The organism is Caballeronia sp. DA-9, assembly GCF_051615025.1.
GTDB classification, from domain to species: Bacteria; Pseudomonadota; Gammaproteobacteria; order Burkholderiales; family Burkholderiaceae; genus Caballeronia; species Caballeronia sordidicola.
Genome location: NZ_CP195133.1, coordinates 397,938 through 423,706, shown reverse-complemented (window position 1 = coordinate 423,706; position 25,769 = coordinate 397,938). Strand labels below are relative to the sequence as shown.

Below are 25,769 nucleotides of genomic sequence, written 5' to 3'. Positions count from 1 at the left end.
TTCAGTCTCCCAAAGGCTGGCGTTCGTCGCTGCCGCCGCGATACGCGTCGAGCGCGTGTTTCATGCGCCGCAAAAGCTCGCGGCTGGTGTCGCCCTGCTTCACGGCAAGTTCGGTGACGAGCAGGTCGAGCGCCATCAGCATTGCGTATCGCGACGTTGATGGCTTGTAGATGAAGTCCGTTTCGTTCGCGATGATCGGGATCAGCCAGTCGGCCAGTTGCGCAAGCGGCGAAACCGGCGCGGTCAGCGCGATCACGCGCGCGCCGTATTCGCGCGCGATGCGGCAACTGTCGACCATCTCGGGCGTGTTTCCCGTCACCGACAACGCCACGACCACATGCTCCTTCGACAGCGTCGCGGCGACCATCCGCTGCAGCAGACCATCCTGATACGACGCCACGGGCCGGCCCAGCCGCACGAGCCGGAACCGCATTTCATCGGCGAGCGCGGTCGATCCACCGCCCATGCCGAAGACGTAGATCATTTGCGCGTCGGCCAACGCATCGGCGGCCGCGCCAATGGGCGCCCCCTGCAACGCGCCGCGATTGTGCGCGAGCGTGGTGTGGATATCGTCGAAAATGCGGGAAGCGAGGGAATCGGGAAGTGCGTCCGTGTCGCTATCTTCATGCGCACCGCGTAGAAAACGCTGGCCGACCGCCGCCGCTTGCGCCAGACGCAACTTCAGTTCGCGCACGTCTTCGCAGCCGACCGCCTTCGCAAAGCGCGTCACGGTCGCGATGCTGACCGCCGCTTTTTTCGCGAGCGCACCAATGCTCGCGCGCGACGCGCCCGTCAGATCGTCGAGAATGAGCGCGGCGACCTTGCGCTCCGCCACGCGCAATTCGGGCGCGCGCTCGGCAATCCGGGCGACGATATCGAATGCTGGCGGTTCGGACGACACGTTCATGAAACTCCTTTTGCGTAGGCTTGCGGAGCGTGGTACTAAATAACAATTTATCAGGCATCGTACTTTCTGTACCATGAGCGAGTCAATCTCGAATATGCACGTATCGGCTTAAAAGAACCACGTGGCGACATACAAACGAACGATGGAGTAGCGGCACATGAAAGTTACAAACTATCAGACAGCGACAATTGATCCTTTCGGCAAAGGTCTCGGCATGGTTCCGGGAGTCAGTGTCCACTTGGCCGATGCCGCGCGCCTCGACTGGAATCTGCTCGATGAAGACGTGAGCCTGCCCGCCGCCGTCCTGTACGCGGAGCGCATGGAGCACAACCTGAAGTGGATGCAGGCATTTGTGGCCGAATACGGCGTCAAACTCGCGCCGCACGGCAAGACGACCATGGCGCCGCAATTGTTTCGCCGCCAGCTCGAAGCCGGCGCGTGGGGCATCACGCTCGCGACCGCGCATCAGGTTCGCGGGGCGTATCGCGGCGGCGTGCAGCGCGTGTTGATGGCCAACCAGCTCGTCGGCAAACGCAATATGGGCATGATCGCGGAACTGCTCACCGACCCGAATTTCGAGTTTCATTGCCTCGTGGATTCGGCGGACAACGTGGATCAGCTAGGCGCGTTTTTCAGCGATGTGAACAAGCAGATCAACGTGTTGCTGGAACTCGGCGTGGAAGGCGGCAGAACCGGCATTCGCGACGACGCGCAGCGCGACGCGGTGCTTGCCGCCATCGCGCGCTGGCCGGATACCGTGAAGCTCACCGGCGTGGAACTGTATGAAGGCGTGCTGCAGGACGAATCGAAGGTGCGCGCTTTTCTGCAGCACGCCGTGGACGTGACGCGCTCGCTCGTCGCGCAGGGCGAGATCGAGCGCAAGCCGGCCATCTTGTCAGGCGCGGGGTCCGCCTGGTACGACGTGGTAGCCGACGAATTCGCGAAAGCGAACAGCGACGCCATAGAAGTGATCCTGCGTCCGGGCTGTTATCTGACGCACGATGTCGGCATCTACAAAAAAGCGCAGAACGAGATTTTCGCGCGCAATCCGATCGCGAAAAGGATGGGCGAAGGGCTGAAACCGGCGCTGCAATTGTGGGCTTATGTGCAGTCGATTCCGGAGCCGGATCGCGTGATCATCGGTTTGGGAAAACGCGATGCGGCCTTCGACGCCGGCATGCCCGAACCCGCCCGCCATTTCCGTCCCGGCACGCAACTGCCGCGCGACGTGACGCCCGGCGAAGGCTGGGAAATCTTCGGCATGATGGACCAGCACGCGTATTTGCGGATAAAGCCGGGCGATGACATCAAGGTTGGCGACATGATCGCGTTCGATATCTCGCACCCGTGTCTCACCTTCGACAAATGGCGTCAGATTCTGATCGTCGATGCGAAATATCGCGTGAAGGAAGTGGTCGAAACAGCGTTTTAAGCGTTGTCGTCGAGGGTGGCGGTTTCAGAACTCGCGCTCGACGCAACCTCGATGATGCGCTGCTCGAGCACACGCAGCGCGCCCGAAAGCGCGGTGATGGCTTCGTCGGGCAGCGTTGAAAGCGTTTCATGCAGAAACGCATTGCGGCGCGGCAGACCGGCGTTCACGACCGCGCGGCCTTCATCGGTCAGGATCACGTTGGAAATGCGGTTGTCGCGCTGATCCACGCTGCGTGCAATCCATCCGAGTGCCTCAAGCGTCTTCAGTTGCCGCGTGAGCGCGCCCGGATCGACGCGCAGCCGCTCGACCAGTTTTTTCTGCGACAGCTCGCCCGAATGTTCATGCAGCGCGAGCAGGATGCGCCAGCGTGGCATCGGCTGGCCGACTTGCGACTCGAACGCCTGCATGAACACACGATAAGTGCGTCCGAATTGCTGAATGACCGCGATGCGTTCCGTTTCGTCCATGCTGATTGATTCCCTGCTTCGCGTGAATGCCGTGCGTCCGGCAATGACTTCATTCGGCCATGACGGCCGGTTCCACCTTCGCGCCCTTCAGCCGCAACGGCGGCACACGTCGCGATTGCCACACGGCCACGACCGCAACCACCGCCGCCACCGCAATACCAATGTGGATCGCCGCAACCAGGGATTCACGCGCCGACTCCAGCAGCGCAACGCCGTTGTGACCAGCCGCCACGAGTTGGGATAACAACGTGGTTTGCGCCTCGTGGTTGATGAGAATTTGCGGATCGCTGAGATCGCCGAACCAGTGGCTGGCGTTGTCTTTATCGAGTGCAAGCTGCACGCCGCTCGCGTAAAGATGCGTGATCAGCGTGCCGGTCAGCGCCGTGCCGACCATCCCGCCAATCATGCGCAGCGACTGCAGCAACGCCGTCGCAATGCCCAGGTGTTCGCGCCCCGCCGTCAATTGCGCGAACACGGTCAGGTTCGGCATCACGAAACCAAGACCCATGCCACCGAGCACCATGAATGCCATCAGGAGCGGACGCGGCATGGCGTGCGTTGCAATCACCACGCCAAGACACGAGATCGCGAGCAACGCGAAGCCCACGTAAAGCATGGCGTTGGGATTCTTCACACGCGTCACGATCCGCCCGTTCAAAATACTGCCGATGGTAATAAACACCACCAGCGGCGTGATGATCAGCCCGGCGTCTTTCGGCGACATGCCGAACCCGCCCTGAAACAGCAGCGGCGCGTAGAACAGCAACGAAAACATGGTGAAACCGCCAAGAATCGCCAGCGTGAACAGCGCGGAAAGGCTCTTGTTGCGGAACATATCGATGGGAAGAATGGCGTACTCGCAGCGCCGTTCCCACTTCCAGAGCGCGTAGCCACCCGCAACACTCACCCCCAGCAGCGCCAGCGTCCCTGCTGAAACGCCGTGCTTCGGCAACATTTCGACAAACAATTGCAGCGATCCAAGCACAATTGCGATCAGGCCCGCGCCTTGCCAGTCAAGTCGCATCTTGCCTTCATGCTTGATGTGCCGAAGGTGCGGCAGGAAACGCCAGACGAAAAACACGGATATCAGGCCAACGGGCAAGTTGACGTAGAAAACGGAGCGCCAGCCGTAGTATTGGGTCAACACTCCGCCCAGTGACGGCCCGACAGCGTTCGCAATGCCGAATGCCGAGCTCATCATGACTTGCCATCGAAGGCGCACGACGGAATCGGGAAACAGATCGGCAATGCAGGCGAACGCGGTTCCGACCAGCATGCCGCCGCCAATGCCTTGCAGGCCGCGCGCGAGCACGAGAAACAGCATGTTGTTGGCCATGCCGCAGAGCGCGGAAGCCGCGGTGAAAACAACAATGGATGCAATCACGAACGGCTTGCGTCCGTAATAATCGCCGAGCCGCCCGAAAATAGGCACGGTGATGACCGATGTCAGCAAGTAGGAGGTCGCGACCCACGCGTACAGATCGAAGCCCTTGAGTTCAGCCACGATAGTCGGCAACGCCGTGCCGACCACGGTTTGATCGAGCGCGACCAGCATGGTCACGAAGCAGATTCCGAGCATCGCCATGAGCGATTCTCGGAAAGGGAGCACTTGTCCCGCGGAGTGATGCGCGGCAGTATGAACGGCCATTTTTTGATACCGCAATGATTGACTTGTCAACAGACTGGGAATCATAGCACGCGATATTGTTCTAAATCAAAGCCTGAATCCTTCCTGGACCTTTTGAAAACATCATGGAACCGACGCCAATATCCGCCTCGCCCCTTTCTCCGGAAGACCTGGCGACCTTGCGCCGCGCCAAGGAAGCGCTGGAAAGCCCGTCTCTGACGATGAAACTCGCGAGCGTGGTCGGCTCGCCTATTGAAAAGCTGATGGCGCGCATGCCGAACGTCGCACAGGAAAAAATCGATGACGCCACGCAGGCCGCGCTCAAGAAATGCCTGCAACTGGCGCTTCGGACCTTGAGCAAAAGCACCGTGGAAGGGGTTTTATTGCCGCCCGAAAAGCCGCATAACCTGATGCACAAGCTTGCCGTGGCGACAACTGGCGCGGCGGGCGGCGCATTCGGGTTGTTTGCATTGCCGGTGGAATTGCCGGTCACGACCACGTTGATGTTCCGTTCGATTTGCGACATTGCGCGCAGCGAAGGCGAAGACATTCATCTCATCGATACCCAGTTGCAGTGCCTGATGGTCCTCGGCATGGGCGGCCCCAGTTCCAGCGACGACAACGCCGATATCGGCTATTTCATCGTGCGCGGGACGCTGGCGCAGTCGGTATCGAAGGCGACGAGCGAGATTGCGACGAAGGGATTGAGCGGGCACGGCTCGACCGCATTGCTCAAGTTCCTGCAGACGGTGGCGTCGCGCTTCTCGGTGCAGGTCAGCGAGCAGGTCGCAGCCAAGTCGATTCCCGCAATCGGCGCCGTGCTTGGAGCCATGGTCAACACGGTGTTTATCGATCACTTCCAGCAGATGGCGCACGGGCACTTCACGGTGCGGCGGCTCGAGCGCCAGTATGGGCAACTGGCGGTGGAGCGGACGTTTCAGATCATCGATATTTCGGGCGGGCGGTGAGGCATCAGGCCGTTTCGAGCTGACGGACAGCGATCCTGCGGACGAACCTTGCGGCGCGCTCCAGCGCCCGATTCGCTTCCGGCACAAAAGGAGCGAACATCTGCAACGCGTGCGGCATGTTCGGCAAGACTTCCAATTCCACGCTTACGCCCGCCGCTCGCGCTTTCTCGGCCACGCGCGTGGAATCATCGAGCAGCACTTCCGTGTCGCCTGCCTGAATGAAAAGCGGCGGCAAGCCGTCGAAGCGTCCATATAACGGCGATACATACGGGTTGCGCACATCGGCGCTTCCTGTGTAAAGCTTGGCCGCCGGCGCGATTGCGCGACCGTGGAACATGTCGTCGCGGCCATCGTTGGTCGTGACCGATGCACCCGTTGCCGCCAGATCCGTCCACGGCGAGAACACCACGGCGCCCGCCGGCAGCGGATCACCGGCATCACGCAACGCGAGCAGCACGGCGAGCGCGAGACCGCCGCCCGCCGAGTCGCCGGCAATGACCAGCGACTGCGGCGACACGCCATCGGCAACGAGTTTTCTGTATGCCGCCAACGCGTCATCGAGCGCAGCCGGAAACGGATGCTCCGGGGCGAGCCGATAATCGAGCGAAAAGATGCGTGCGCCGGAGCGCCGGGCAAACGCAAACACGAGATTGCGATGCGTCGCGGGCGAGCAAAAATAATAGCCGCCGCCGTGCAGATAGAGAATCGTGATGTCCGATGTAACGTCCGGCCTCGTGTCGGGCGAAAGCCATTCGCCACGAAGCGGTGCGTCTTCATCGGCGTACCGTTCTTCAAGATGCCAGCCGCGCGGGACCTTTGGCGACCACGCACGTTTCGATGTCATTGCGCGTGCCCGGGCAACATCGATACCCGGCGTTGCAGTTGCAGGGTGCATCTTGTGCCGCAAGACCCAACACATCAGCGCGCTTTGCCAACTCATGGACGATCCTCGTTTTTATATAAACCGGTGGTTTTTCGGGCGCGCGCCTTGTCAATCAGCGGGCCTGACCTGGCCGCGGATCTCGCCTGTCGGGTTCTTCTCGGTGTGGATGTTGAAGTAGTACTTGCCGGCCATCAGCTCGATCGCTTGTTCATCAGAGAGCGTCGCCTCTCCGTTGATTGGACTTGGCAACGCGTTTTTATCGATGGCGATCTGCACCTTCGCGTTCTGCCCGACCGGCGCGGGCCCGTGGAAATGCGCCATGGTCGCCGGGCCCGACAAGTCCGCATAGGTCACGATCCATTGCAGCGTTCTGGTGGTGGTGTCGAAGGTAGCTTTCAGGATTCCGTGCCCTTTGCTCACGCGCGGCGGCACTTCGCTCGACGGTTGCAGATTGGCCTGCAGTGCGACGCTATCGGCGAACGCCGATGTTGACACTAGCGACACAAACGCAAAGGCCAGACTTGCAAGGCGTTTGATTGGCAACGATCCGGATCTCGTGAACATTTTTGCTCTCTCGTAAATGACCCAATCAGCCGATGAGTGGTCTGTCTCATCGATTGGTCATAGTAGAACATTTTTGCTGCGGGCTTATCTACGCGCGCCGTCGAAAGAGCCTGAAGTGCCAAAACAAGAAAAGGCGCCCGAAGGCGCCTTTGCTTAAAGCACAAAACTTACAGCGTTACAGCATTAGAAGCGGTGACGAAGACCGGTCGAAACCACAACCTGGTTGCCGTGCGCTGCGGGAGCGTTCGAACCAAACACTTGGGCTGCTGCGCCATTCTTTGCGAGTTGCACCACGCCTTCAGCATAGATGTCGGTACGCTTGGACAACGCGTAGTCCGTCTGCAGACCGACTTGATGGAAACGTGCGTGGTCGTTGTTATCCGCCGTCGGGAGGTAGCCCTTGACGTCCGTGTACGTGTAGGCGGCACCGACTGCCAATGCCGGCGTCAGTGCATAGCGCGCATTCAACTCATAGTTGTTGAAGCGAACCGTGGAGTCTCCGCCCACGAACTGGAAGCGGCTTTGCGTCCATGCACCACCCAACGTCACCGGGCCGATAGCATAGTTGGCGCCGACGCCGTATGTACGTTGAGTCTGGCTGGGAAGGAAGCTTTCGGTTACAGCGCCCGCGGTGTTGCTGGTGGTATTGGCTGTGGCGAGCTTGCCGGAGCTGTTCTGCATTTGCAAGTAAGCAGCAGCAATCTTGAACGGACCGTTCGCGTATTGCATACCGGCGCTGTAGGCGCGGTTGTCAGCAAATCCGCCTGCTTCGTTGGAGAAACCATAGAGGCCGCCAAACGTCAGGCCCGAATAGTTCGCGCTCTGGTACTTGACCGCATTGTTCACGCGGAACGAGTTGTTCGTGTTGTCATTGTCGAACGGATGCGAGAAGTACGTACCGCCCCAGCTACCGTTAGCCGTCATCGGTCCAAGGTAGTCAACCACGGAGTCGTACTGACGACCAAGGGTTACCGTGCCGAACTGAGCCGTCGAGATACCGGCGTATGCCTGACGGCCGAACTCCCGACCACCTTGCAGCGACGAACCGTCGCCCATGCTGAATCCGCTTTCCAACGTGAAGATCGCCTTCATGCCGCCACCGAGGTCTTCGGCGCCGCGCAAGCCCCAGCGGCTTCCGTTGATGTTGCCGCTCGACAGGCGGAATGCTGGGGCACTACCCTTGTCCGCGCGCGTCGTGACCTCGTTGTTCACATAGGTAAAGCCAGCATCGATAAGGCCGTACAGCGTGACGCTGCTTTGCGCGTTAGCGGCGGTCGCAAAAGAAGCGGCTACGGCCGCAACGATCAGGGTCTTTTTCATGGTTGATCCTTTTAATGAGTCTGACGACTCGACTGGTTGCATAACGCGACGCCTTCCTGCATGACATCAAGGCGACTCGTCTCCGGTCTTTCCCGGACACCGCGATTCGGCTGAACAAAGTTTAGGGCGCTGGCTTTTAAGCAGGCCATCGATGCAGACACAAAAGGCTTTTTAAATAAGTCGAAAAATGAGATTTCCGATCGTGCAAACGCTTGTCACGTCAGGCTTTTCCGCTATCTCGATTTAACATCTGGATACCTAATTAGTTATGCACGTTGCACCGTTGCGACAGTAGCAACCGCACGACACAACCATGCTTTCCACCGCTTTCGGCTTATTCCTATTTCTTGGATAACTTCATGCGAATAACATCGCGCACGCGAGTGGTGGACCATGAGAACCGCTCGGCGCAAGTCTTTCCCGCCCTGGAGCGCAGCACAATCGGGGTGACTTTGTGAGCTTCGGTAGTCAATGAATCATCTGCAAGCCATGCGCGTTTTCGTGAAGGTCGCTGAAACCGGGTCGTTCGGCCGGGCTGCGGCTGCGCTCAATCTCTCGAATGCGGTTATCACGCGGTATGTGGCGTTGCTCGAGGTGCATCTCAACACGCGGCTGCTCAACCGCACCACGCGCAGCGTGTCGCTTACCGAAGCAGGCGCGTCTTATGCGGAAGGCTGCCGCGCGGTCATCGAACAGGTAGAGGCAATTGAATCAACGGTGTCGCAAACATCGTTCGATCCGTCCGGCACGTTGAAGCTCGTGGCATCGGCGTCGTTTTCGTTATTCGGGCTCACGCCGCTGCTCTGCGAGTATCGCGAGGCATTTCCCAACGTGAAAGTGCGGCTCACGGTGTTGCACCGGCCTGTCGACCTGGTGGACGAAGGTTTCGATGTCGGCATTGTCGTGCCGCGCATGGTCAACAGCGGCACACTGATCAATCGTCCGTTGTTCAAGGTAACGCCCGTTATTGTCGCCGCGCCAGACTATCTCGCGAAACACGGCATGCCACTACGCCCCGCCGATCTCACCGCGCACGTGTTCCTGTCGCCATCCGCGGACATACACGGCGCCACCTGGTCGTTCACGAGCGCGGCGGGCGAAGGCGAAGATATCGTCATCGACCCGGATTACACGGTCAACAATTCGCAAATGCTGCGGCAGGCCGCGCTTTCCGGAATGGGTATCACCGCGCTCCCGGAAAGCCACGTCGCAGACGACCTCCAGAGCGGCAATCTGCTTCGTCTGCTGACCGATTACGCGGTCAATAACGCCGACAAGGAAGTGTCGCTGGTATATCCGGGACGCCGGCATGTGTCGGCGAAAACGCGATCGTTCGTGGACTTCACGATCACTCATTTCAGAAAAGATACGGCCGTGGGCGCGCTGTTCTAAGCGCGTCACATAAACAGAAAACGCAAACGCGATCACGCGATCGCTGCGCACTGTCCTTCTATGATTTCCAGCAGCATTTCGCAGCGCGCGATCAGCAACGCGCCGTCTTCGTTTCGACGCGGGGCGGGTTTGTCTAGAAGATCGCGCCGGAATACATCGAGCGCCAACTGCAACGGACGATACTGCAACACGCTCGCCGCCCCGATCACCCGATGATGCCATTCGCGCAATTGCGCCACGGAACCGCCGCTGTCAAGCAGCGACCGCAACGTGCGAAGATCGTCTCGAAACGACGATACAAACGCATCGAGCAACGCCTTCACGGTAGCCTCGCTGCCCCACAGTTGGGTCATGTAGCCGAGATCGAGTTCATCGGTTTCAGCGGGCGCCGCGTGTAAGGCCGTGTCCGGATCCGGCTTTACGATTTCATCGGCGTCTGCCGCAGACGATGCGTTTTCCATCACGCGCCACCGGTTCAAATGGTCGCGCAACGTAGCCAAACGGGTTGGTTTGACGAAGCAATCGTCCATGCCGGCATCGCGGCACATGGAGAGTTCTTCAGGCGCCGTGCTCGCGGTGATTCCCAATATAGGCAATCTCTTCGACAGTCCCAGTTCGCTCGCCCGCACGCGACGCGCCAGCTCGTAGCCGGTCATGTTCGGCATATGGCAGTCGGTAATGAGGAAACCATAATGTCCATGTTTCAGCGCCGCGAGCGCTTCGACGCCATCCGGCACAATGTCGCAAGCAAATCCAAGCAGCGATAGTTGATGACGGATCAACTCCTGGTTCACCGGATGATCCTCGGCTACCAGCACGAGCCGCCCTGTGCGAATGGCGCGCTCGCGATCGGGCGCTTCTATGTGGGTATCCATACCGCGCGTTGCGCGCGAAACGATCTGCGGCAGCCCGGTCAACGCAGCCACGCACGCCGCGCCCAGGCCTCGCCATGAAATCGGATTGACGCTCACGCGAATGTCGTCATCGAGAATTCGATAACCCGTTGGCTTGGGCTTCTCGGTGACGTGGATCACGCGCGTTTTCAACGGCAGCGCTTCCTCGTGCGCGTCGCTGAGAAACACCAGGTCGATGCCACCGAAGGTCAACGGATCGCGTAGTGCAGGGTCGTCGCGGGAATAGATGGTGAGATCGAGGCCCAGCGCCTGCCCGTAATCAACAAGTGCACGCGCCACGCGCGGATCGTCGATGGCAATGATGCCGCGCTTGCCGCGCAATCCGTCGATCTGATAGCTCTGCGTTTCGACGGGCATGGCGAGCCGCACGGTCATTCGCGTGCCGACACCCAATTCGCTTTTCAGCTCGAGCGTCCCGCCCATCAGTTCGACAAGCTTGTTGCAGATCGTAAGACCGAGCCCCGTGCCGCCAAAGCGGCGTGTGGTTGAAGTTTCAGCCTGCACGAACGGCTCGAAAAGGCTCGCCTGCGCGTCGGCCGCAATGCCGATACCTGTATCTTCAACGCTCAACTCCACCGTCTGCACGCCGAACGTGCTTTCGACCAGATTCACCGATAGCGTAACCTCGCCTTTCATCGTGAACTTGATAGCGTTGCTCAGCAGGTTGAACAACACCTGACGCAAGCGCACGCTGTCGCCGCGCAAGCTCGCAGCCACATCCGGCGCCACCGCCACGCGCACGCGCAAGCCTTTTTCGTGCGCGCGTCCGGCGAGCAGGCCGACAGCGTTGTCGACGAGTTCGCGCAAGTCGATCGGCATTGATTCGATAGCGAGACGCCCTGCCTCGATCTTCGAATAGTCAAGCAGATCGTCAAGGATCTGCAGCAACGCGCTCGCCGAATCCTGGATCATGCCAAGCATCTGCGATTGGTCTGGATTGAGCGGCGTGTTCTCGAACACTTCCACGAGTCCGAGCACGCCGTTCATTGGCGTGCGGATTTCGTGGCTCATCATGGCGAGGAAATCGTCTTTCGCGCGCGACGCCGCTTCGGCCGCATCGCGCGCTGCGGCGAGTTCATCGGCGCGCGCGCGCTCAATGCTTGCGTCGACCCAATAGCCGTTCCACACCACGGCGCCATCGGCCTCCCGATGGGCGACGAGATCGGCGCGAATCCAGCGGCGACCTTCGTCCACGATCGAGCGGAATTCCGTGTGGACCGGCTCCAGCGTCAGCGCGGAACGCTCGATTGCGTCCCGCACGCCGGGCTTGTCTTCAGCGTGAATCACGCTCAGCCCGGCGACCTGGTCGTTGCTCAACGTCGAAAGATCGAGACCAAACAAATGACGTGTATCGCCGCCGACGTACGGAAAGCTATACGTGCCGTCCACCGCGCGCCGTAGCTGAAACACGACGGCCGGAAGCGAACGCGTGACATCGTGCAACCGGAGCTCGTTCTCACGCGCGCGCATTTCGGCGTCGCGGATATCGGTGATGTCGATCATCGTGCCGACCGCTCCGGCCATTGCGCCGTTCGCCGCCTTGAATGCACCGGTCCAGAAAAGCCCGTGACGCAATGCCCCGCGACGATCGTGAAAGGTGATTTCAACCTGTTCGCGCTGCCCGTTCGTGAGGCTCTGATCAATGAGATCGTGCAGGCGCTTGCTGTCTTCGACGCCCCAGACCTGAGCCTCGAGCGTCGTGCGTCCAATAATGTTCTCCCGCCGCACGCCCAGCGTTTCTTCGAACGCGCGATTCACCGCGATATAACGGTTCTCCAGATCCTTCGCGACGAGCGGATACGGCACCACTTCCATCATGGTTTGCTGGAAGCTCAGTTGCGTCGCGAGGCGCTGCTCCGTATCCACGCGCCGCGCCATTTCGCGCTGAAGGAGGACGAACGCGCGCAACGTGACGCCGAGGATCACGGCGATGGCAATCAGCGCCGGCAGCAAACGCATGGCGCTGACACTCCATCCGCTAGACGAAGGATCGAAGGCGGCCTGGCGTGCCGACAGGATCTTTTGCTTGTCGACTGCGGGCATGGCTATCAGCGCGCGCTCAATAAGCGGCGCGAGCCGGCGGAATTCGGGACGCAGTGCGAAGCCGATATGTTCGAACTCGCCCGCCGGCCCGATGATCCTTAGTTGATCTTCGTAACGCGCGGCGAGCGCGATATCCACAGCGGCAAGATCGCCAACGAACACATCCGCTTCGCCGCGCACGACGCGGTCGAGCCCCGCCGTCAGGTTCGGCGCGACGCTGAACACCGTATTCGATGGAAGATTGCCAAGCCGGCCGCTTGCGGCGAGCCGCGCTGTCACAACAACACGCCGCGACGACGCCTCGCCAATGCTAGCGGGCGCCACTTCCCCCTGGCGCGCGACCATTACGAGCGGATAGCTTTCGACCGGCCCGGTCACTATGCCGCCAGCCAGCCGCGGTGTATCGCGGCTGGTCGTGGCGATCACGTCGACCCGTCCGCTCACAAACGCGTTCGACACAGCGGCCCAATCCGGATACACGCGGTGATCGAAATCGATATCGAGCGCCTTCGACAAATATGCCGTGTACGCCAGCGCAATTCCGCCCGTCTGGCCATTGGAATCGGCGTAAGTAAACGGCGCCCACGTGCTGTCGACGCCCAGCACAAGAGGCGGCAGCGAGCGCAGATAGGCGCGTTCGTCGGCGCTCAGGTTCAGAACCGGAGCCTGGTCAGACATCTCGCCAAGTCGCGATGCATCTTGCGGCCATCGCGCCCGGAGTTCTTCAATACGCGCCGGACCCAACTTTGCCAGCCGCCAGTTCAGGTCGTCGCGTAACGCGGTGCGGCCGAGCGGCACGGCAAAACGCGCCTCGCTATTGGCCAGGTAAGGAGCGGTAAACGTCAGGCACCAGTTTCTGTCGTCCACCCGCGTCACGTCGACAACGATGTCGACTTCGCCGTTGCATGCGGCGTCGATCAGGCTCGCCATATCCGGATAGACCCGCGAATCGAGGCTCGTGTGCGGACCCGCCAACTCCCGCAGGACATCCACGCTGACGCCAACCGGTTTTCCGTTGGCGATCGTCGCCGTTTTCGCGGTCCCCTTTGCGAGGACACCCACGGTAAGCGTCGAATAGTGCTCCAGCGATTGTTTGGCGTGCTCCGCGCGCAAGGGATCGGCCCATGCGACGGTTCCCGTCATGACCAGGGCGAGGAGCGCCATCAGGCGAACCACGCGGACTATCCACGAAGCACGCATGGCGCACGGCAATGGTCGATGCGCGCTTGTCATAGCGGCTGGTTGTCGAGCGCGCCGCCAATACGGCTGGTGCCTTGCATCTTGCTGTTGCTGGCGGATGCATTGCGTTGGAGCATGGGGAAAACGAAGCCCGCGAGCACGCCCCCGCCCAGGGGCGCAGCCCAGAAAAGCCACAATTGGTCCAGCGCCCAACCGCCCATGACAAGCGCTGGCCCGGTTGAACGCGCTGGATTGATGGATGCGTTGGTGACAGGAATGGCGAGCAGCGAACACAACGTCAGCGACAACCCGATCAGCGCCGCGCCGCCAATTCGCATCCGTTTGCCAGATGTCACGGCGAGGTTCACGAGCACGAACACGAAGGTCATCAGCACTTCCACAATCAACGCTGCATGCAGTTGATAGCGCGCGGGCGAATGGGCGCCGTAACCGTTCACGCCAAGCGCGACGAGACCGGGAGACGCGCCGGGCCGCGCACTGGCTACGACATAGAGAAGCCACGCGCCCGCGATCGCGCCGCCGACTTGCGCCGCGATAGTCGGCATGAGGTCACGCACGGGAAAGCGATTGGCAATGGCAAATCCAACCGTGACGGCTGGATTGAAGTGAGCGCTCGAAATGGGACGCAGCACATACACGAGCGTGGTTGAAGCAAGGCCAAAGGCCACCGCCTGGCAAATGAGGCCAACGTCCGTCCGGAAATATCCGCCGGCAAGCGCCGTGCAGCCACAACCGAAAAAGACGAGCGAAAAAGTTCCTAGGCACTCGCCCAGCAGTTTCTTGAACATATCGTCTTCGCTTCCCTGGGTTGAACTCCATTGCCGATGCGAGCCGCGTGGCGATAGTCGCGGGGACGGCAAGCATCGGGGGAGCAAGCGTTCAAGTTTGGGCGCAAAGACGCATCCCATTAATCAGAGCGTTCCTAAACGTTTCTGACTAACAGAAGGTCCGATTTATTGATGCTGTTTGGAAAGGGCGTTGCAGTATGACTATGTCAAGCCAGTCCAATCTGTCGCAGATAGTTCAACAATTGCACCTCGGTCTCGAGACCGAGCTTACGCATGGCGTTGCGCCTTTGGGTACCGATTGTCTTGATACTTCTTTCAAGGCGATCAGCGATACTAATTAATGACATTCCACCCGCATATAGCTGCAACACTTCCCATTCGCGAGCGCTCAGTACGCCGGCCTGACTGGGTTTATTTTCGATATGAGACTTCAGCAGTGCATCAGCATGCATCGATACAAAACGATCTCCGCCGATTACCGCAACCATCGCCTGATTCAGGGATTCCATGCAGTCACGCTTGTCCACGAGTGCGTCCGCCCCCAGGTCAAGCAGACCGGCGAGCATTTGAGGTTGCGCAATCATGGTGACGACGATCAGGCGCGGCCGCTCAGGTTGCCTCAGAAAGCGCCGCAAGAAGGCGATGGCATTGCTCTCGCCATCGATGCCTCGCATGCCGATATCCGAGATCACGATATCGCACGGGAACCTGTCGATCCGGTCGGCAAGGGATTCGGTGTCGCTGGCAGTCGCCACGACCTCGGCACGCGGATCGCGTTGAAGCCAGATACCGATGCCCTTTCTTACGGCCGCGTGATCATCGGCCAGGATAATCCGGATTTTTGAATGCACTTTTTATTGTTTCCGCGCTCTACGTGACGGCCCGTGTATCCCCTGGGCTCATGAATCTTGTAGTCCAGTACAGTTTCCGGCTATGGCCCCGGCCGTTGCACCTGAACCAGACCGCTGTCGAACGCGAACCGGTATAGCTCGGCATCCGTATTCAATTCGAGCTTGCGCATGGCCGCGCATTTTTGCGCGCTGATCGTCTTGACGCTGCGGCCGAGCTCGCGCGCAATTTCCGTGACATTTCCGCCGCGTGCGTAGCGTCCGATTACGTCGAGTTCACGGCGCGTGAGCTTTTGCCGGATCATGTCCACGCGATGCGCCGAAGTCGCGTCCGCCAAAAGCGCGCGCACCGACGGCCCGAGATAATCCTCATTCGCGAGCACCGTGACGATCGCCACGTAGATCAGTTCCAGACGATCCTGCTTGCTGACCACGGCGTTCGCGCCCGCATCGAGCGCCCGGGCAATAAGATCGGCGTCCGTTGTCATGGACAAAATGACGATCGCAGTCTTCGGATGATTTTCGACAATGAACTTGATCAGGTCTATGCCGTCGCCGTGCGTACCGCCCGGCATGTAGAAATCCATGATCACGACATCGCATTCCTGCTTTTCCAGCGCGGCAATCAGACCCGTGGAATCCTGCGCGCGGCACACAATCTCGATGTTCTGCACATTCGCGATCAATCGCTCGGTGGCCAGGACGACCAGTGGATGATCGTCGGCAACTGCCAACCTGATTCGTTGAGTGAACGCAATCATTTACTAACCTCGTTAAACCCGATGTCCGCCCGGGTGATGCGTCCGCTCTCAGCGGGTTGCAATTTGCCTGCATTTGCATGGCCCGCTGCAGGATCGTTGATCTGCACCGGCATCGACATAAGATGCTTCTGAAAGCCTTTCAAGTTCAGAACTCTCATCATGTGAGGCCGTAAGCGCGCGCGAACGCGAACAGTCCTGGATCGTTCTGGACTCCGAGCTTGCTCATGGCGTCGCGTTTTTGACGGCTGATGGTGCGCACGTCGCGTTCCATGAAACGCGCGATCTCGGTGATCGAGAGGCCGCTTGCGAACATGCGCACGACTTCGATTTCCCGAGGCGACAGGCGTGGACCTTCGCCGAGCAGGTCGTTTTCCGCGCCGGCCACGGCCAGTGCGTCGACAACCGATGAACTCAAGTACCGGCGCCCGACGCCCGCAAACTTGACCGCGGCCGCGAGCTCATCCATTGACTCGACCTTATTGAGCAGACCCATTGCACCGGCGCTCAGGATTGAACGGAGAATCGCGACATTGCTCATGCTGGTCAGCACGACGATGCGGATCTCCGGCCAGTCGCGCCGCACCCGCTTGATCAGACGAAGTCCGTCTTCGGCCTGCAAACCCAGCTCGGGCATGGCGAAATCCGTCACCAGCACGTCGCAAGGCGTGGTAACCAGCAAGCGCAGCAGGGCGGCCGCGCTTGCGGCCTCGCCTACGACTTCCAGGTTTTCATCCGTGCTGAATGTCGCTCGGATGCCGAGCAACACGAACGGGTGATCGTCTGCCAGAACGATTCGCAGTTTCAATGCGCCCTCTCATTTTATTGTTTGCACGTCGGTTAAATCAGGGCCGATCCGGCAACGATTGATTCGGCAACACGCCGTTACGCATAAGAACACGGGCGCCAAGCCGCTCAACATAGGAACACTCTCAATGTTGGCTTCGCGAAATCGGGCGTTTTGTAAGATTTGACTTATTTCCCCTCAGTGCGGCGCTCGCCTGCGCCGTCGTGGAATTGTCCAATGCATGGCCATGCCGCACTCGAACGGTGCTCAGAGTAGTTTTCAACCGACCGGGCGCTCAATACGAATCGTCCTATTCGCGCTTGTTTAGAAACATTCCACTACTCTGATTCCATTGAGGAAAGAGCTGTTAATACCGAGAAGACGTGGAAGGTCATTCCAAGAAGACCGCATCCATTATTGGTTCTAAAGATCGCGAATGTTTTGCAGCACGCGGCTGAAGCGCCGTCTACAGCAAGCGCGCGGGATTAAATCTGGTGATGAGCTTTCGGACCTTCATCGATAAAAACGAACAACTCTTTCGAAAATCACGCACGCAAACGATTGCTTAAGCCAAATCAGTTCGTGGTGAAATGACAACGCTCGATTTTTGTGTTTTGGTCTCTACAACGAAAAAAGACCCGAAGTTTCGCGCTCACGACTGAATGAGCAAGAAACTTCGGGTCCAGCTTTCACCGTCCCGCGCCGATTTTTAGGTCAGAACGGAATGTCGTCGTCCATTTCGTCGAAACCGCCGCCCGCCGGAGCGCTCGGACGGCTTGCGCCGCCTCCTGCCGCAGGACGTCCGCCCGATGCACCACCACGGCTCGCACCGCCGCCGCTGCGTTCGGCCGGAGCGCGGCTGCTGTAGCCGCCTTCATCGCCGCCACCGCCGCCGCCCGCGCCGCCGCGTCCACCCAGCATTTGCATCTGTTCCGCCACTATCTCGGTCGCGTACTTTTCCACGCCCGCCTGATCCGTATATTTGCGCGTACGAATACGGCCTTCCACGTAAATGGACGAGCCCTTTTTCAGGTATTCATTGACGATTTCCGCCAGCCGGCCGAAAAAGGTCACGCGATGCCATTCCGTCATTTCCTTCATTTCGCCGGACGTCTTGTCCTTGAAACGATCGGTGGTGGCGAGACGGACGTTGGCCACGGCGTCGCCGCTCGGCAGATAGCGGGTTTCCGGATCAGCGCCCAGATTTCCGACCAGAATGACCTTGTTGACGGATGCCATGATTTCTCCTGTTAATTCAATTCAGTTCAATTCAATACGATTCAATTCAATGCAGCGCTAACCCGATTCATCATGCCGTGCGCCGGATCTTCTGCGGCGGCGGCTTCATGTTCGTTGCCACGATCAGCCATGCCAGCACCAGCGCGGAACACGCGAAAAACACGGCGCTCTGGCCATCTACTTTCAACAGCCAGCCGCCAATCACGCCACCGATTGCGAGACCGATCGACTGCGTCGTGTTGTAAACCCCCGCTGCCGCGCCTTTCCTCGTACCAGGCGCCAATTTGGAGACAAGCGACGGTTGCGACGCCTCCAGCACGTTAAAGCCCAGAAAGTAGACAAACAAGATTGCGGCCACTGACCACAGAGTATGAGGAGCCGCGCCCAATAACAACTGGCCAATCAGGATAAGGAAAATCGCGCCAAGCATGACAGCCTTCATCCTGCCGCGTTTTTCCGCAGCAATAATTGCCGGCACCATCAGCACGAACGCAAGTCCCATGACCGGCAAATAGACTTTCCAGTGCGCCGCAACAGGCAAACCGCCCGCTTCCAGAATACGCGGAACAACCAGGAACAAGGCCGTCTGCGTGGCATGCAGGACAAGTACGCCAAAGTTCAGCCGCAGCAATTCGACGTTGTGAAGCACCTCCGCAAACGGCGCTTTCACGTGAACGGGCGGTCGGGGCGCGTCGGGAACGACCCAGATCACCACGCCCACGGCGAGTATCGATAAAAATCCAATCAGCGTGAACAGTCCGCTCATGCCGACCCACTGGAACACGATCGGCGCACCCACAATGGCCACCGCGAACGAGACGCCGATGCTCGCGCCGACCATTGCCATGGCTTTCGTGCGGTTTTCTTCAGTCGTCAGATCCGCGATAAACGCAATCACCGCCGACGAAACCGCGCCCATTCCCTGGATCACACGCCCGGCGATAATCCACGTCATGGAATGCCCGACCGCCGCCACGAAGCTGCCGATGGCAAAAATCACCAGTCCGAACGCGATAACCGGTTTGCGCCCCAGCTTGTCCGAGACCCAGCCGTAAAAAATATAAAGCAGCGATTGCGTGACGCCGTAAGCGCCCAGCGCAATGCCCACGAGCAGCACGTTGTCGCCGCCGGGAATCGTCTTCGCGTAGATGGAAAACACCGGCATGATCATGAAGAGACCGAGCATGCGCAGCGCGAAGATTGCGGCAAGCGACACGGTCGCACGCAACTCTGGCGCGCTCAGACGTGTGGACGTAGCAGACGGATTGGACATCGGGGCGAGGTAATGTGGATACGCGTCAGGCCATGCGCGCGAACACGGAGCACGAGTGCGGCCATCTTGTGGTTGCCGGGAACGGCACTATATGAGACAGACGGCCGAGGCGGAATTTGTGCTTCCCAAAGAGCTTCCAATGTGCTTCGAGACCGCGCCCCGACCCCATGCGAAGGTCGAAAAACATCCTTCGCAGACCCGCTGCACGCTTGATTGACGCCGATGAGCGCGGGCAACGCGCTCTCGAAAAGTCGTTATAGTAGCAGGTTTAGCCCCCTTACTTTCCGCCCGGATTCATGGAAGAAATTCGTATTCGTGGGGCTCGCACCCACAATCTCAAAAACATCAATCTCGACTTGCCGCGTCACAAGCTGATCGTGATTACGGGCTTGTCAGGTTCGGGGAAATCGTCGCTCGCCTTTGACACGCTCTACGCGGAAGGCCAGCGCCGTTACGTGGAAAGTCTCTCGGCCTACGCTCGCCAGTTCCTGCAGTTGATGGAAAAGCCGGACGTGGACCTGATCGAGGGTTTGTCGCCGGCAATTTCGATCGAACAGAAGGCGACTTCGCATAATCCGCGCTCCACGGTCGGCACCGTTACCGAGATTCACGACTACCTGCGGTTGCTGTTTGCCCGCGTCGGTACGCCGCACTGTCCGGACCATCACATCCCGCTGGAAGCCCAAAGCGTGTCGCAAATGGTCGACGCCGCGCTCGCCATGCCCGAGGAAACCAAGCTGATGATCCTCGCGCCCGTGGTCGCGGATCGCAAGGGCGAGCACACCGAGTTGTTCGAAGCCATGCAGGCGCAGGGTTTTATCCGCTTTCGCGTGCGCTCGGGCGGCGGCACGGCGAATGAAGGCGTTGCGAAGATCTACGAGATCGAGTCGCTGCCGAAGCTGAAAAAGAACGATAAACATACTATCGATGTCGTCATCGACCGCTTGAAGGTTCGGCCGGACATGAAGCAGCGCCTGGCGGAATCGTTCGAAACCGCGCTGCGCCTGGCCGATGGCCGCGCAATCGCGCTCGAAATGGATTCGGAGCGCGAGCATTTATATAGCTCGAAATTCGCCTGCCCGATCTGCTCGTACTCGCTGCAGGAACTCGAGCCGCGCCTGTTCTCGTTCAACAACCCCATGGGCGCGTGCCCGGAATGCGACGGCCTTGGACAGATCACGTTCTTCGACCCGAAGCGTGTGGTCGCGCATCCGTCATTGTCCCTGGCGGCGGGCGCGGTAAAAGGGTGGGACCGGCGCAACCAGTTCTATTTCCAGATGCTGCAAAGCCTGGCGTCGTTCTTCGAATTCGATCTCGATGCCGCGTTCGAGGACCTGCCCGAAAAGGTCCGAAAGATCCTGCTGTTCGGTTCCGGCAAGCAGGTGATTCCGTTTTCGTACATCAACGAGCGTGGCCGCACGACGGTTCGCGAGCATGCGTTCGAAGGGATCATCCCGAGTCTGGAGCGCCGCTACAAGGAAACGGATTCCGCGGCGGTGCGCGAGGAATTATCGAAATATCAGAACAATCAGGCGTGTCCGGCGTGCGAAGGCACGCGGCTGCGCACGGAAGCGCGCAACGTGAAGCTCGGCACGGGCGAGCACGCGCGGGCCATTTACGAAGTGAGCGGCTGGCCGCTGCGCGATACGCTCGGCTATTTCCAGACGCTGCGGCTGGAAGGCTCGAAGGCCGAGATCGCGGATCGCGTCATCAAGGAAATCGTCGCGCGGCTGACGTTCCTGAATAACGTCGGGCTGGATTATTTGTCGCTGGAACGCAGCGCGGAGACGCTTTCGGGCGGCGAAGCGCAGCGCATCCGGCTCGCGTCGCAGATCGGCTCGGGCCTGACCGGCGTGATGTACGTGCTGGATGAACCGTCCATCGGCTTGCATCAGCGGGATAACGACCGGCTGATCGATACCCTCAAGCATCTGCGTGACATCGGCAATTCGGTGATCGTGGTCGAGCACGACGAAGACATGATCCGCATGGCCGATTATGTGGTCGACATGGGTCCGGGCGCGGGCGTGCATGGCGGCGAGATTGTCTCGCAAGGCACGGCAAAGCATGTCCAGAACGACCCGAACTCAATGACCGGTCAGTATTTGTCGGGCAAACGCAGCATCAGCTATTCGACCGACCGCACGCCGCCCGACGAACGGCGGCTGCGGATCATCGAAGCATATGGCAACAACCTGAAAAACGTTTCGCTCGACTTGCCAGTTGGCTTGCTGACGTGCGTGACCGGCGTATCGGGCTCGGGCAAGTCCACGCTTATCAACGACACGCTGTATCACGCCGTCTCGCAGCATCTGTATGGATCGGCGACCGAGCCCGCGCCTTACGAAGCCATTGAAGGGCTTGAGCATTTCGACAAGGTCATCAACGTCGATCAATCGCCCATTGGCCGCACGCCGCGCTCGAATCCGGCAACCTATACCGGTCTTTTCACGCCGATCCGTGAGTTGTTCGCGGGCGTACCGGCATCGAAGGAACGGGGTTACGATCCTGGCCGCTTCTCGTTCAACGTGAAGGGCGGACGCTGCGAGGCCTGTCAGGGCGACGGCGTGCTGAAGGTGGAAATGCACTTTCTACCCGATGTGTACGTGCCTTGCGACGTCTGCCACAGCAAGCGCTACAACCGCGAGACGCTCGAAGTCCAGTACAAGGGCAAGAATATTCACGAAGTGCTCGACCTGACCGTGGAAGCGGCGTACGAGTTCTTCAAGCCGGTCCCGATCGTCGCGCGGAAGCTCAAAACCTTGCTCGACGTCGGTCTGGGTTATATCCGCCTCGGCCAGTCGGCGACCACGCTTTCAGGCGGCGAGGCCCAGCGCGTGAAGCTTTCGCTGGAACTGAGCAAGCGTGACACGGGTCGGACTCTCTATATTCTCGACGAACCGACGACCGGATTGCATTTCCACGATATCGCGCTGCTGCTCGAAGTAATTCACCGCCTGCGCGATCAGGGTAATACTGTCGTAATCATCGAGCATAATCTGGATGTAATCAAAACCGCCGACTGGGTGATCGACCTGGGTCCCGAAGGCGGCGCGGGCGGCGGCCAGATCATCGCGCAGGGGACGCCCGAGCAGGTTGCCAAATCGAAGGCCAGTTTTACCGGCCGGTATCTCGCGCCCTTGCTGCAACGGCCGAGATCGGCTGCATGACGCACAAGCACAACCCGCAACCTTGAGCCGGCCCGTTATCGGGCCGTAGCACTCTGTAACCCGTTCGCGGCAGGAGACCGAAGGATTCATGGCAAAGCGCAACGAAGCGGCCGAGAACAGGCCCGCAGTCCGGCCGGTCCGGCTGACGAGCGACATGAGCATGCCGAAACTGTCCGCGGTGGAAATCGGCAGTTATCTTGTCGCGTTCGCCGGCATGTTCGCGGTGCTGCATCTGCAACTGCTCGGCGCGCTGCTGGCCGGCATGCTCGTGTTCCAGCTCGTGCACACCATTGCGCCGGTCATCGAAAAAACGATGACGAGCGGACGCGCCCGCTGGGTCGCGGTCGTGATTCTGGCTGTGGTCATAGTGGGCGGGCTGGCGGGCGCGACGGTCGCAACCATCGATCATTTTCAGCGCGATGTCCCAAGCGTCCAGAAACTGCTCGATCAACTCATGATGATCACGTCGCACGCCCGTCTGCAGGTGCCAAACTGGATTGCGAACTACCTTCCTGTCGATTCCGAGCAGATGAAGGACAAGGCAACCGATCTCATGCAGAAGCACGCCGCCATGTTGCAGCAAGGCGGCAAGGACGCGGCGCGCGGGTTCGGACACGTGCTGATCGGGATGATCATTGGCGCGATCATCGCCGTGGGCACGCCGCGCACAACGCATCGGCTGCCGCTTTCCACGGCGCTCGTCACGCGTGTGACGCGGTTCTCGGAGGCGTTTCGCCGTATTGTTTTCGCGCAGGTGAAAATATCCGCCATTAACGCCGCATTCACCGCTTTATATTTGCTGGTCGCATTGCCGCTGTTTCACGAGCGGCTGCCGTTATCGAAAACGCTGGTGATGGTGACGTTTATTGTCGGATTGTTGCCGGTCATCGGGAATCTGATTTCCAACGCGCTGATCGTCGCTATCTCGCTTTCCGTGTCGTTCGGAACGGCAGTGGCTTCGCTCGGGTTTCTGATCGTCATTCATAAGCTCGAATACTTCCTGAATGCGCGAATCATTGGCGGGCAGATTGAAGCGCGCGCGTGGGAACTGCTGTTGGCAATGCTTGCCATGGAAGCCGCGTTCGGCCTTCCGGGCGTAATCGCCGCGCCGATTTTCTATGCTTACATCAAGCGCGAACTGGTTTATCTGAGACTGGTTTAGCTCAATGGTTTAACTCGAGAAACTGACGGCGCTTGAATGCAAGTTCCGCCAGCTTTTCGATTTACTTGAACACCACCGTCTTGCTGCCGTTCAGCACGATCCTGTGCTCGACGTGCCAGCGCACCGCGCGCGCGAGCGTCACGCATTCCACGTCACGGCCGATCGCCGTCAACTGATCCGGCGCCATGCTGTGGTCCACACGCTCCACTTCCTGTTCGATAATCGGGCCTTCATCCAGATCCGTTGTCACGTAATGCGCAGTCGCGCCGATCAACTTCACGCCGCGATCGAACGCCTGGTAATAAGGCTTCGCGCCCTTGAAACTCGGCAGGAACGAATGATGGATATTGATCGCCCGGCCATTGAGCGCGGTGCACAATTCCGGCGAAAGTATCTGCATATAGCGGGCGAGCACGACCAGATCGATCTTGTTCTGTTCCACGATTTCCAGCACGCGCGCTTCCTGCGAAGCCTTGGCTTCGGGCGTCGACGCTATCAACGGCAAATGATGAAACGGGACGTCATAGCTTGCGGCGAGTTGATAGAACTCCCGATGATTCGAAACAATCGCCGGAATTTCGATCGCGAGTTGTCCCGTGCGATACCGGAACAGCAAATCGTTCAGGCAATGCCCGATCTTCGACACCATGATCATGACGCGCGGTTTGACCGATGCATCGTGCAGTTCCCATTTCATGCCGAACTGATCGGCAAGCGGACTGAACGACGTACGCAATGCTTCAAGCCCCGGGTCGCCGCCGACTTGCTGAAAGTGCACGCGCATGAAGAACTCGCCGGTGTGGCTGTCGCCGAATTGCGCCGAGTCCAGGATGTTGCTGCCAAGGTCGAACAGGAATCCGGACACCGCATGCACGATCCCCGGACGATCCGGACACGACAACTTCAAGATAAAACTATGTTCGGTCGACATGAACCGATACTCCTTTGAAATATTTCAGCACGGGCGGCGAAAAAACCGCCTGCATGCCTTCGCACGCTTCTTCGTCTATCCATTGGCGGCGCAGCAGGCAATCGAGCGTGGCGAGACTGGCGTCGACAGTAAGCGCGCCCTCTTCTATCCATCGCGCAACTTCGTCTATCCGCGCAAGGCTGTGTTCGCCGACCTCGCCGTCCTGGTTGTGCGGCGCGAAGTCCGCCGGCAGGGTCAGGTCGAAGACGTGGATTTGTTCGGCCTGAGTGCCTTCGGGTAGCGATTGCAGCACATGGAATACACGTCCGGGTATTGCTTTTGCAGCCAGGTCCGCCGACATGCCGGCTTCTTCCCAGCACTCTTTTATCAACGTTTCTTCAATCCCCATTCCCCAGCCAATACCACCCGCCACCACGTTGTCGAGCATGCCAGGGTCGGTCGCTTTGGTCTCGCTGCGGCGCGCTATCCAGAGGTTTGGCGCGTGGCCCCGTTCTTCCACGATACCGTTTAGATGCACCGCGTATGTCATTGTGCCGAAGAAGCGCGAGGCCGCACGTTCTATGAATGCCAAGGGTTCTGCGTCGAAAGTATTGCGGATCGCGTAGGTTTCGTTGCGCCAGCCCGGGATGCGGCCGTCAGCGGCGAGCATGCCAATTACCGCGCCTAACGCGGCGCTTCGGGCTTCTAATGTGTTGAAGTTTTCGGATAGATGGATCGACGTTTCTTTGATCTCGAATACATCTGGCCATGGGTTTAATGCAGACACGTCCGTGCGGCGGATCCAGCCGATTCGCTCCCCAGCGATGTAAAACGGCAAATGCGCCGATGCATCGAAGTTGCGCGCTGCTTTGATCGCTGGAAGAAGCATTTTTTTGTTAGGCTCCGGCTGATTAAAAGGCGGGGATTGTACAGCGTGGTCTTGCGTAGGTTCTTCTGCTGCTCAGGCTTTCGCGTGTTTCGTTTTGACTCATTTCTTTAGCACTTTTGGCCACTGTCCGTGGCGGGACTTCATTTCTTTTTCCAACGGCGAAAAAGAAACGAAGCAAAGAAAACGCCTTTCAACCGCTAATTCTTAAGTGTCCCGAGCGTGCAGTTT

General features: G+C 59.4%; 20 protein-coding genes. 5 read left to right on the top strand and 15 right to left on the bottom strand.

Annotated elements, in window-relative coordinates:
* Position 1: 1 nt before the first annotated feature.
* Entirely contained in the window at positions 2-907 is a 906-nt protein-coding gene (locus ACRWA7_RS18165) for a MurR/RpiR family transcriptional regulator (RefSeq protein WP_438395313.1), read from the bottom strand.
* 157 nt (positions 908-1,064) lie between these two features.
* Between ACRWA7_RS18165 and ACRWA7_RS18160 the strand changes: the two genes are divergently transcribed.
* Positions 1,065-2,339, top strand: a complete 1,275-nt coding sequence (locus ACRWA7_RS18160) for an amino acid deaminase (RefSeq protein ID WP_438395312.1) — start codon at positions 1,065-1,067, stop codon at positions 2,337-2,339.
* Here ACRWA7_RS18160 and ACRWA7_RS18155 read toward each other — a convergent pair.
* Together ACRWA7_RS18155 and ACRWA7_RS18150 are read right to left on the bottom strand one after the other, a co-directional pair.
* Positions 2,336-2,806, bottom strand: a complete 471-nt coding sequence (locus ACRWA7_RS18155) for a MarR family winged helix-turn-helix transcriptional regulator (protein WP_060817259.1) — start codon at positions 2,804-2,806, stop codon at positions 2,336-2,338. The two genes, ACRWA7_RS18160 and ACRWA7_RS18155, sit on opposite strands and share 4 nt — an antisense overlap.
* A gap of 49 nt (positions 2,807-2,855) precedes the next feature.
* Positions 2,856-4,454, bottom strand: a complete 1,599-nt coding sequence (locus ACRWA7_RS18150) for an MDR family MFS transporter (protein ID WP_438395311.1) — start codon at positions 4,452-4,454, stop codon at positions 2,856-2,858.
* 104 nt (positions 4,455-4,558) lie between these two features.
* Here ACRWA7_RS18150 and ACRWA7_RS18145 point away from each other — a divergent pair, with 104 nt between their 5' ends.
* Positions 4,559-5,401 carry an EcsC family protein gene (locus ACRWA7_RS18145; RefSeq protein WP_438395310.1) on the top strand — a complete coding sequence of 281 codons (843 nt, stop codon included), beginning with the start codon at positions 4,559-4,561 and terminating at the stop codon, positions 5,399-5,401.
* Between the two features lie 4 nt (positions 5,402-5,405).
* Here the strand turns inward: ACRWA7_RS18145 and ACRWA7_RS18140 are convergent, their stop codons facing one another.
* From ACRWA7_RS18140 to ACRWA7_RS18130, 3 genes are all read right to left on the bottom strand, one after another.
* Complete coding sequence (locus ACRWA7_RS18140) at positions 5,406-6,341, bottom strand: alpha/beta hydrolase (protein WP_438395308.1); 936 nt, start codon at positions 6,339-6,341, stop codon at positions 5,406-5,408.
* A 51-nt stretch (positions 6,342-6,392) separates the two neighbouring features.
* Positions 6,393-6,848: a CHRD domain-containing protein gene (locus ACRWA7_RS18135; protein WP_438395306.1), complete on the bottom strand. Its 456-nt coding sequence runs from the start codon at positions 6,846-6,848 to the stop codon at positions 6,393-6,395.
* Positions 6,849-7,031: 183 nt separating this feature from the next.
* Positions 7,032-8,168 carry a porin gene (locus ACRWA7_RS18130; protein ID WP_060817264.1) on the bottom strand — a complete coding sequence of 379 codons (1,137 nt, stop codon included), beginning with the start codon at positions 8,166-8,168 and terminating at the stop codon, positions 7,032-7,034.
* 471 nt (positions 8,169-8,639) lie between these two features.
* On the opposite strand from ACRWA7_RS18130, the gene ACRWA7_RS18125 reads away from it, so the two are divergent.
* Entirely contained in the window at positions 8,640-9,560 is a 921-nt protein-coding gene (locus ACRWA7_RS18125) for a LysR family transcriptional regulator (protein ID WP_438395304.1), read from the top strand.
* A gap of 32 nt (positions 9,561-9,592) precedes the next feature.
* On the opposite strand, the gene ACRWA7_RS18120 is transcribed toward ACRWA7_RS18125, so the two are convergent.
* The 7 genes from ACRWA7_RS18120 to ACRWA7_RS18090 form a co-directional block, all read right to left on the bottom strand.
* Entirely contained in the window at positions 9,593-13,717 is a 4,125-nt protein-coding gene (locus ACRWA7_RS18120; protein WP_438395302.1) for an ATP-binding protein, read from the bottom strand.
* A gap of 29 nt (positions 13,718-13,746) precedes the next feature.
* Complete coding sequence (locus tag ACRWA7_RS18115) at positions 13,747-14,505, bottom strand: aquaporin (RefSeq protein WP_438395300.1); 759 nt, start codon at positions 14,503-14,505, stop codon at positions 13,747-13,749.
* Between the two features lie 206 nt (positions 14,506-14,711).
* A complete protein-coding gene (locus ACRWA7_RS18110; RefSeq protein WP_438395299.1) occupies positions 14,712-15,356 on the bottom strand; it encodes a response regulator in 645 nt (214 codons plus the stop codon).
* A gap of 80 nt (positions 15,357-15,436) precedes the next feature.
* The gene (locus ACRWA7_RS18105) at positions 15,437-16,114 is read right to left on the bottom strand and encodes a response regulator (RefSeq protein WP_438395297.1); all 678 of its coding nucleotides are present in this window, start codon (positions 16,112-16,114) and stop codon (positions 15,437-15,439) included.
* Between the two features lie 157 nt (positions 16,115-16,271).
* Complete coding sequence (locus ACRWA7_RS18100) at positions 16,272-16,919, bottom strand: response regulator transcription factor (RefSeq protein WP_060817269.1); 648 nt, start codon at positions 16,917-16,919, stop codon at positions 16,272-16,274.
* Between the two features lie 693 nt (positions 16,920-17,612).
* A complete protein-coding gene (locus tag ACRWA7_RS18095) occupies positions 17,613-18,137 on the bottom strand; it encodes a single-stranded DNA-binding protein (protein WP_060817270.1) in 525 nt (174 codons plus the stop codon).
* A 70-nt stretch (positions 18,138-18,207) separates the two neighbouring features.
* A complete protein-coding gene (locus ACRWA7_RS18090) occupies positions 18,208-19,410 on the bottom strand; it encodes an MFS transporter (protein WP_438395296.1) in 1,203 nt (400 codons plus the stop codon).
* Between the two features lie 296 nt (positions 19,411-19,706).
* Here ACRWA7_RS18090 and uvrA point away from each other — a divergent pair, with 296 nt between their 5' ends.
* Positions 19,707-22,580 carry an excinuclease ABC subunit UvrA gene (gene uvrA, locus ACRWA7_RS18085; protein ID WP_438395294.1) on the top strand — a complete coding sequence of 958 codons (2,874 nt, stop codon included), beginning with the start codon at positions 19,707-19,709 and terminating at the stop codon, positions 22,578-22,580.
* Between the two features lie 88 nt (positions 22,581-22,668).
* Entirely contained in the window at positions 22,669-23,742 is a 1,074-nt protein-coding gene (locus tag ACRWA7_RS18080; protein WP_060817273.1) for an AI-2E family transporter, read from the top strand.
* Between the two features lie 61 nt (positions 23,743-23,803).
* On the opposite strand, the gene purU is transcribed toward ACRWA7_RS18080, so the two are convergent.
* On the bottom strand, positions 23,804-24,673 hold the full coding sequence (gene purU / locus ACRWA7_RS18075; RefSeq protein WP_438395292.1) for a formyltetrahydrofolate deformylase: 870 nt from the start codon (positions 24,671-24,673) through the stop codon (positions 23,804-23,806).
* Entirely contained in the window at positions 24,657-25,541 is an 885-nt protein-coding gene (locus ACRWA7_RS18070; RefSeq protein WP_438395290.1) for a DUF4743 domain-containing protein, read from the bottom strand. The genes purU and ACRWA7_RS18070 overlap by 17 nt, the downstream gene beginning before the upstream one ends.
* Between the last annotated feature and the right edge of the window lie 228 nt (positions 25,542-25,769).

Excerpts from the sequence above, each read along its gene's own strand:
- ACRWA7_RS18140 (WP_438395308.1), bottom strand. The coding sequence starts at position 6,341 with ATGAGTTGGCAAAGCGCGCTGATGTGTTGGGTCTTGCGGCACAAGATG.
- ACRWA7_RS18080 (WP_060817273.1), top strand. The coding sequence starts at position 22,669 with ATGGCAAAGCGCAACGAAGCGGCCGAGAACAGGCCCGCAGTCCGGCCG.
- ACRWA7_RS18160 (WP_438395312.1), top strand. The coding sequence starts at position 1,065 with ATGAAAGTTACAAACTATCAGACAGCGACAATTGATCCTTTCGGCAAA.
- ACRWA7_RS18120 (WP_438395302.1), bottom strand. The coding sequence starts at position 13,717 with ATGCGTGCTTCGTGGATAGTCCGCGTGGTTCGCCTGATGGCGCTCCTC.
- purU (WP_438395292.1), bottom strand. The coding sequence starts at position 24,673 with ATGTCGACCGAACATAGTTTTATCTTGAAGTTGTCGTGTCCGGATCGT.
- ACRWA7_RS18130 (WP_060817264.1), bottom strand. The coding sequence starts at position 8,168 with ATGAAAAAGACCCTGATCGTTGCGGCCGTAGCCGCTTCTTTTGCGACC.
- ACRWA7_RS18095 (WP_060817270.1), bottom strand. The coding sequence starts at position 18,137 with ATGGCATCCGTCAACAAGGTCATTCTGGTCGGAAATCTGGGCGCTGAT.
- ACRWA7_RS18135 (WP_438395306.1), bottom strand. The coding sequence starts at position 6,848 with ATGTTCACGAGATCCGGATCGTTGCCAATCAAACGCCTTGCAAGTCTG.
- ACRWA7_RS18150 (WP_438395311.1), bottom strand. The coding sequence starts at position 4,454 with ATGGCCGTTCATACTGCCGCGCATCACTCCGCGGGACAAGTGCTCCCT.
- uvrA (WP_438395294.1), top strand. The coding sequence starts at position 19,707 with ATGGAAGAAATTCGTATTCGTGGGGCTCGCACCCACAATCTCAAAAAC.
- ACRWA7_RS18105 (WP_438395297.1), bottom strand. The coding sequence starts at position 16,114 with ATGATTGCGTTCACTCAACGAATCAGGTTGGCAGTTGCCGACGATCAT.
- ACRWA7_RS18155 (WP_060817259.1), bottom strand. The coding sequence starts at position 2,806 with ATGGACGAAACGGAACGCATCGCGGTCATTCAGCAATTCGGACGCACT.
- ACRWA7_RS18070 (WP_438395290.1), bottom strand. The coding sequence starts at position 25,541 with ATGCTTCTTCCAGCGATCAAAGCAGCGCGCAACTTCGATGCATCGGCG.
- ACRWA7_RS18125 (WP_438395304.1), top strand. The coding sequence starts at position 8,640 with ATGAATCATCTGCAAGCCATGCGCGTTTTCGTGAAGGTCGCTGAAACC.
- ACRWA7_RS18090 (WP_438395296.1), bottom strand. The coding sequence starts at position 19,410 with ATGTCCAATCCGTCTGCTACGTCCACACGTCTGAGCGCGCCAGAGTTG.
- ACRWA7_RS18145 (WP_438395310.1), top strand. The coding sequence starts at position 4,559 with ATGGAACCGACGCCAATATCCGCCTCGCCCCTTTCTCCGGAAGACCTG.
- ACRWA7_RS18165 (WP_438395313.1), bottom strand. The coding sequence starts at position 907 with ATGAACGTGTCGTCCGAACCGCCAGCATTCGATATCGTCGCCCGGATT.
- ACRWA7_RS18115 (WP_438395300.1), bottom strand. The coding sequence starts at position 14,505 with ATGTTCAAGAAACTGCTGGGCGAGTGCCTAGGAACTTTTTCGCTCGTC.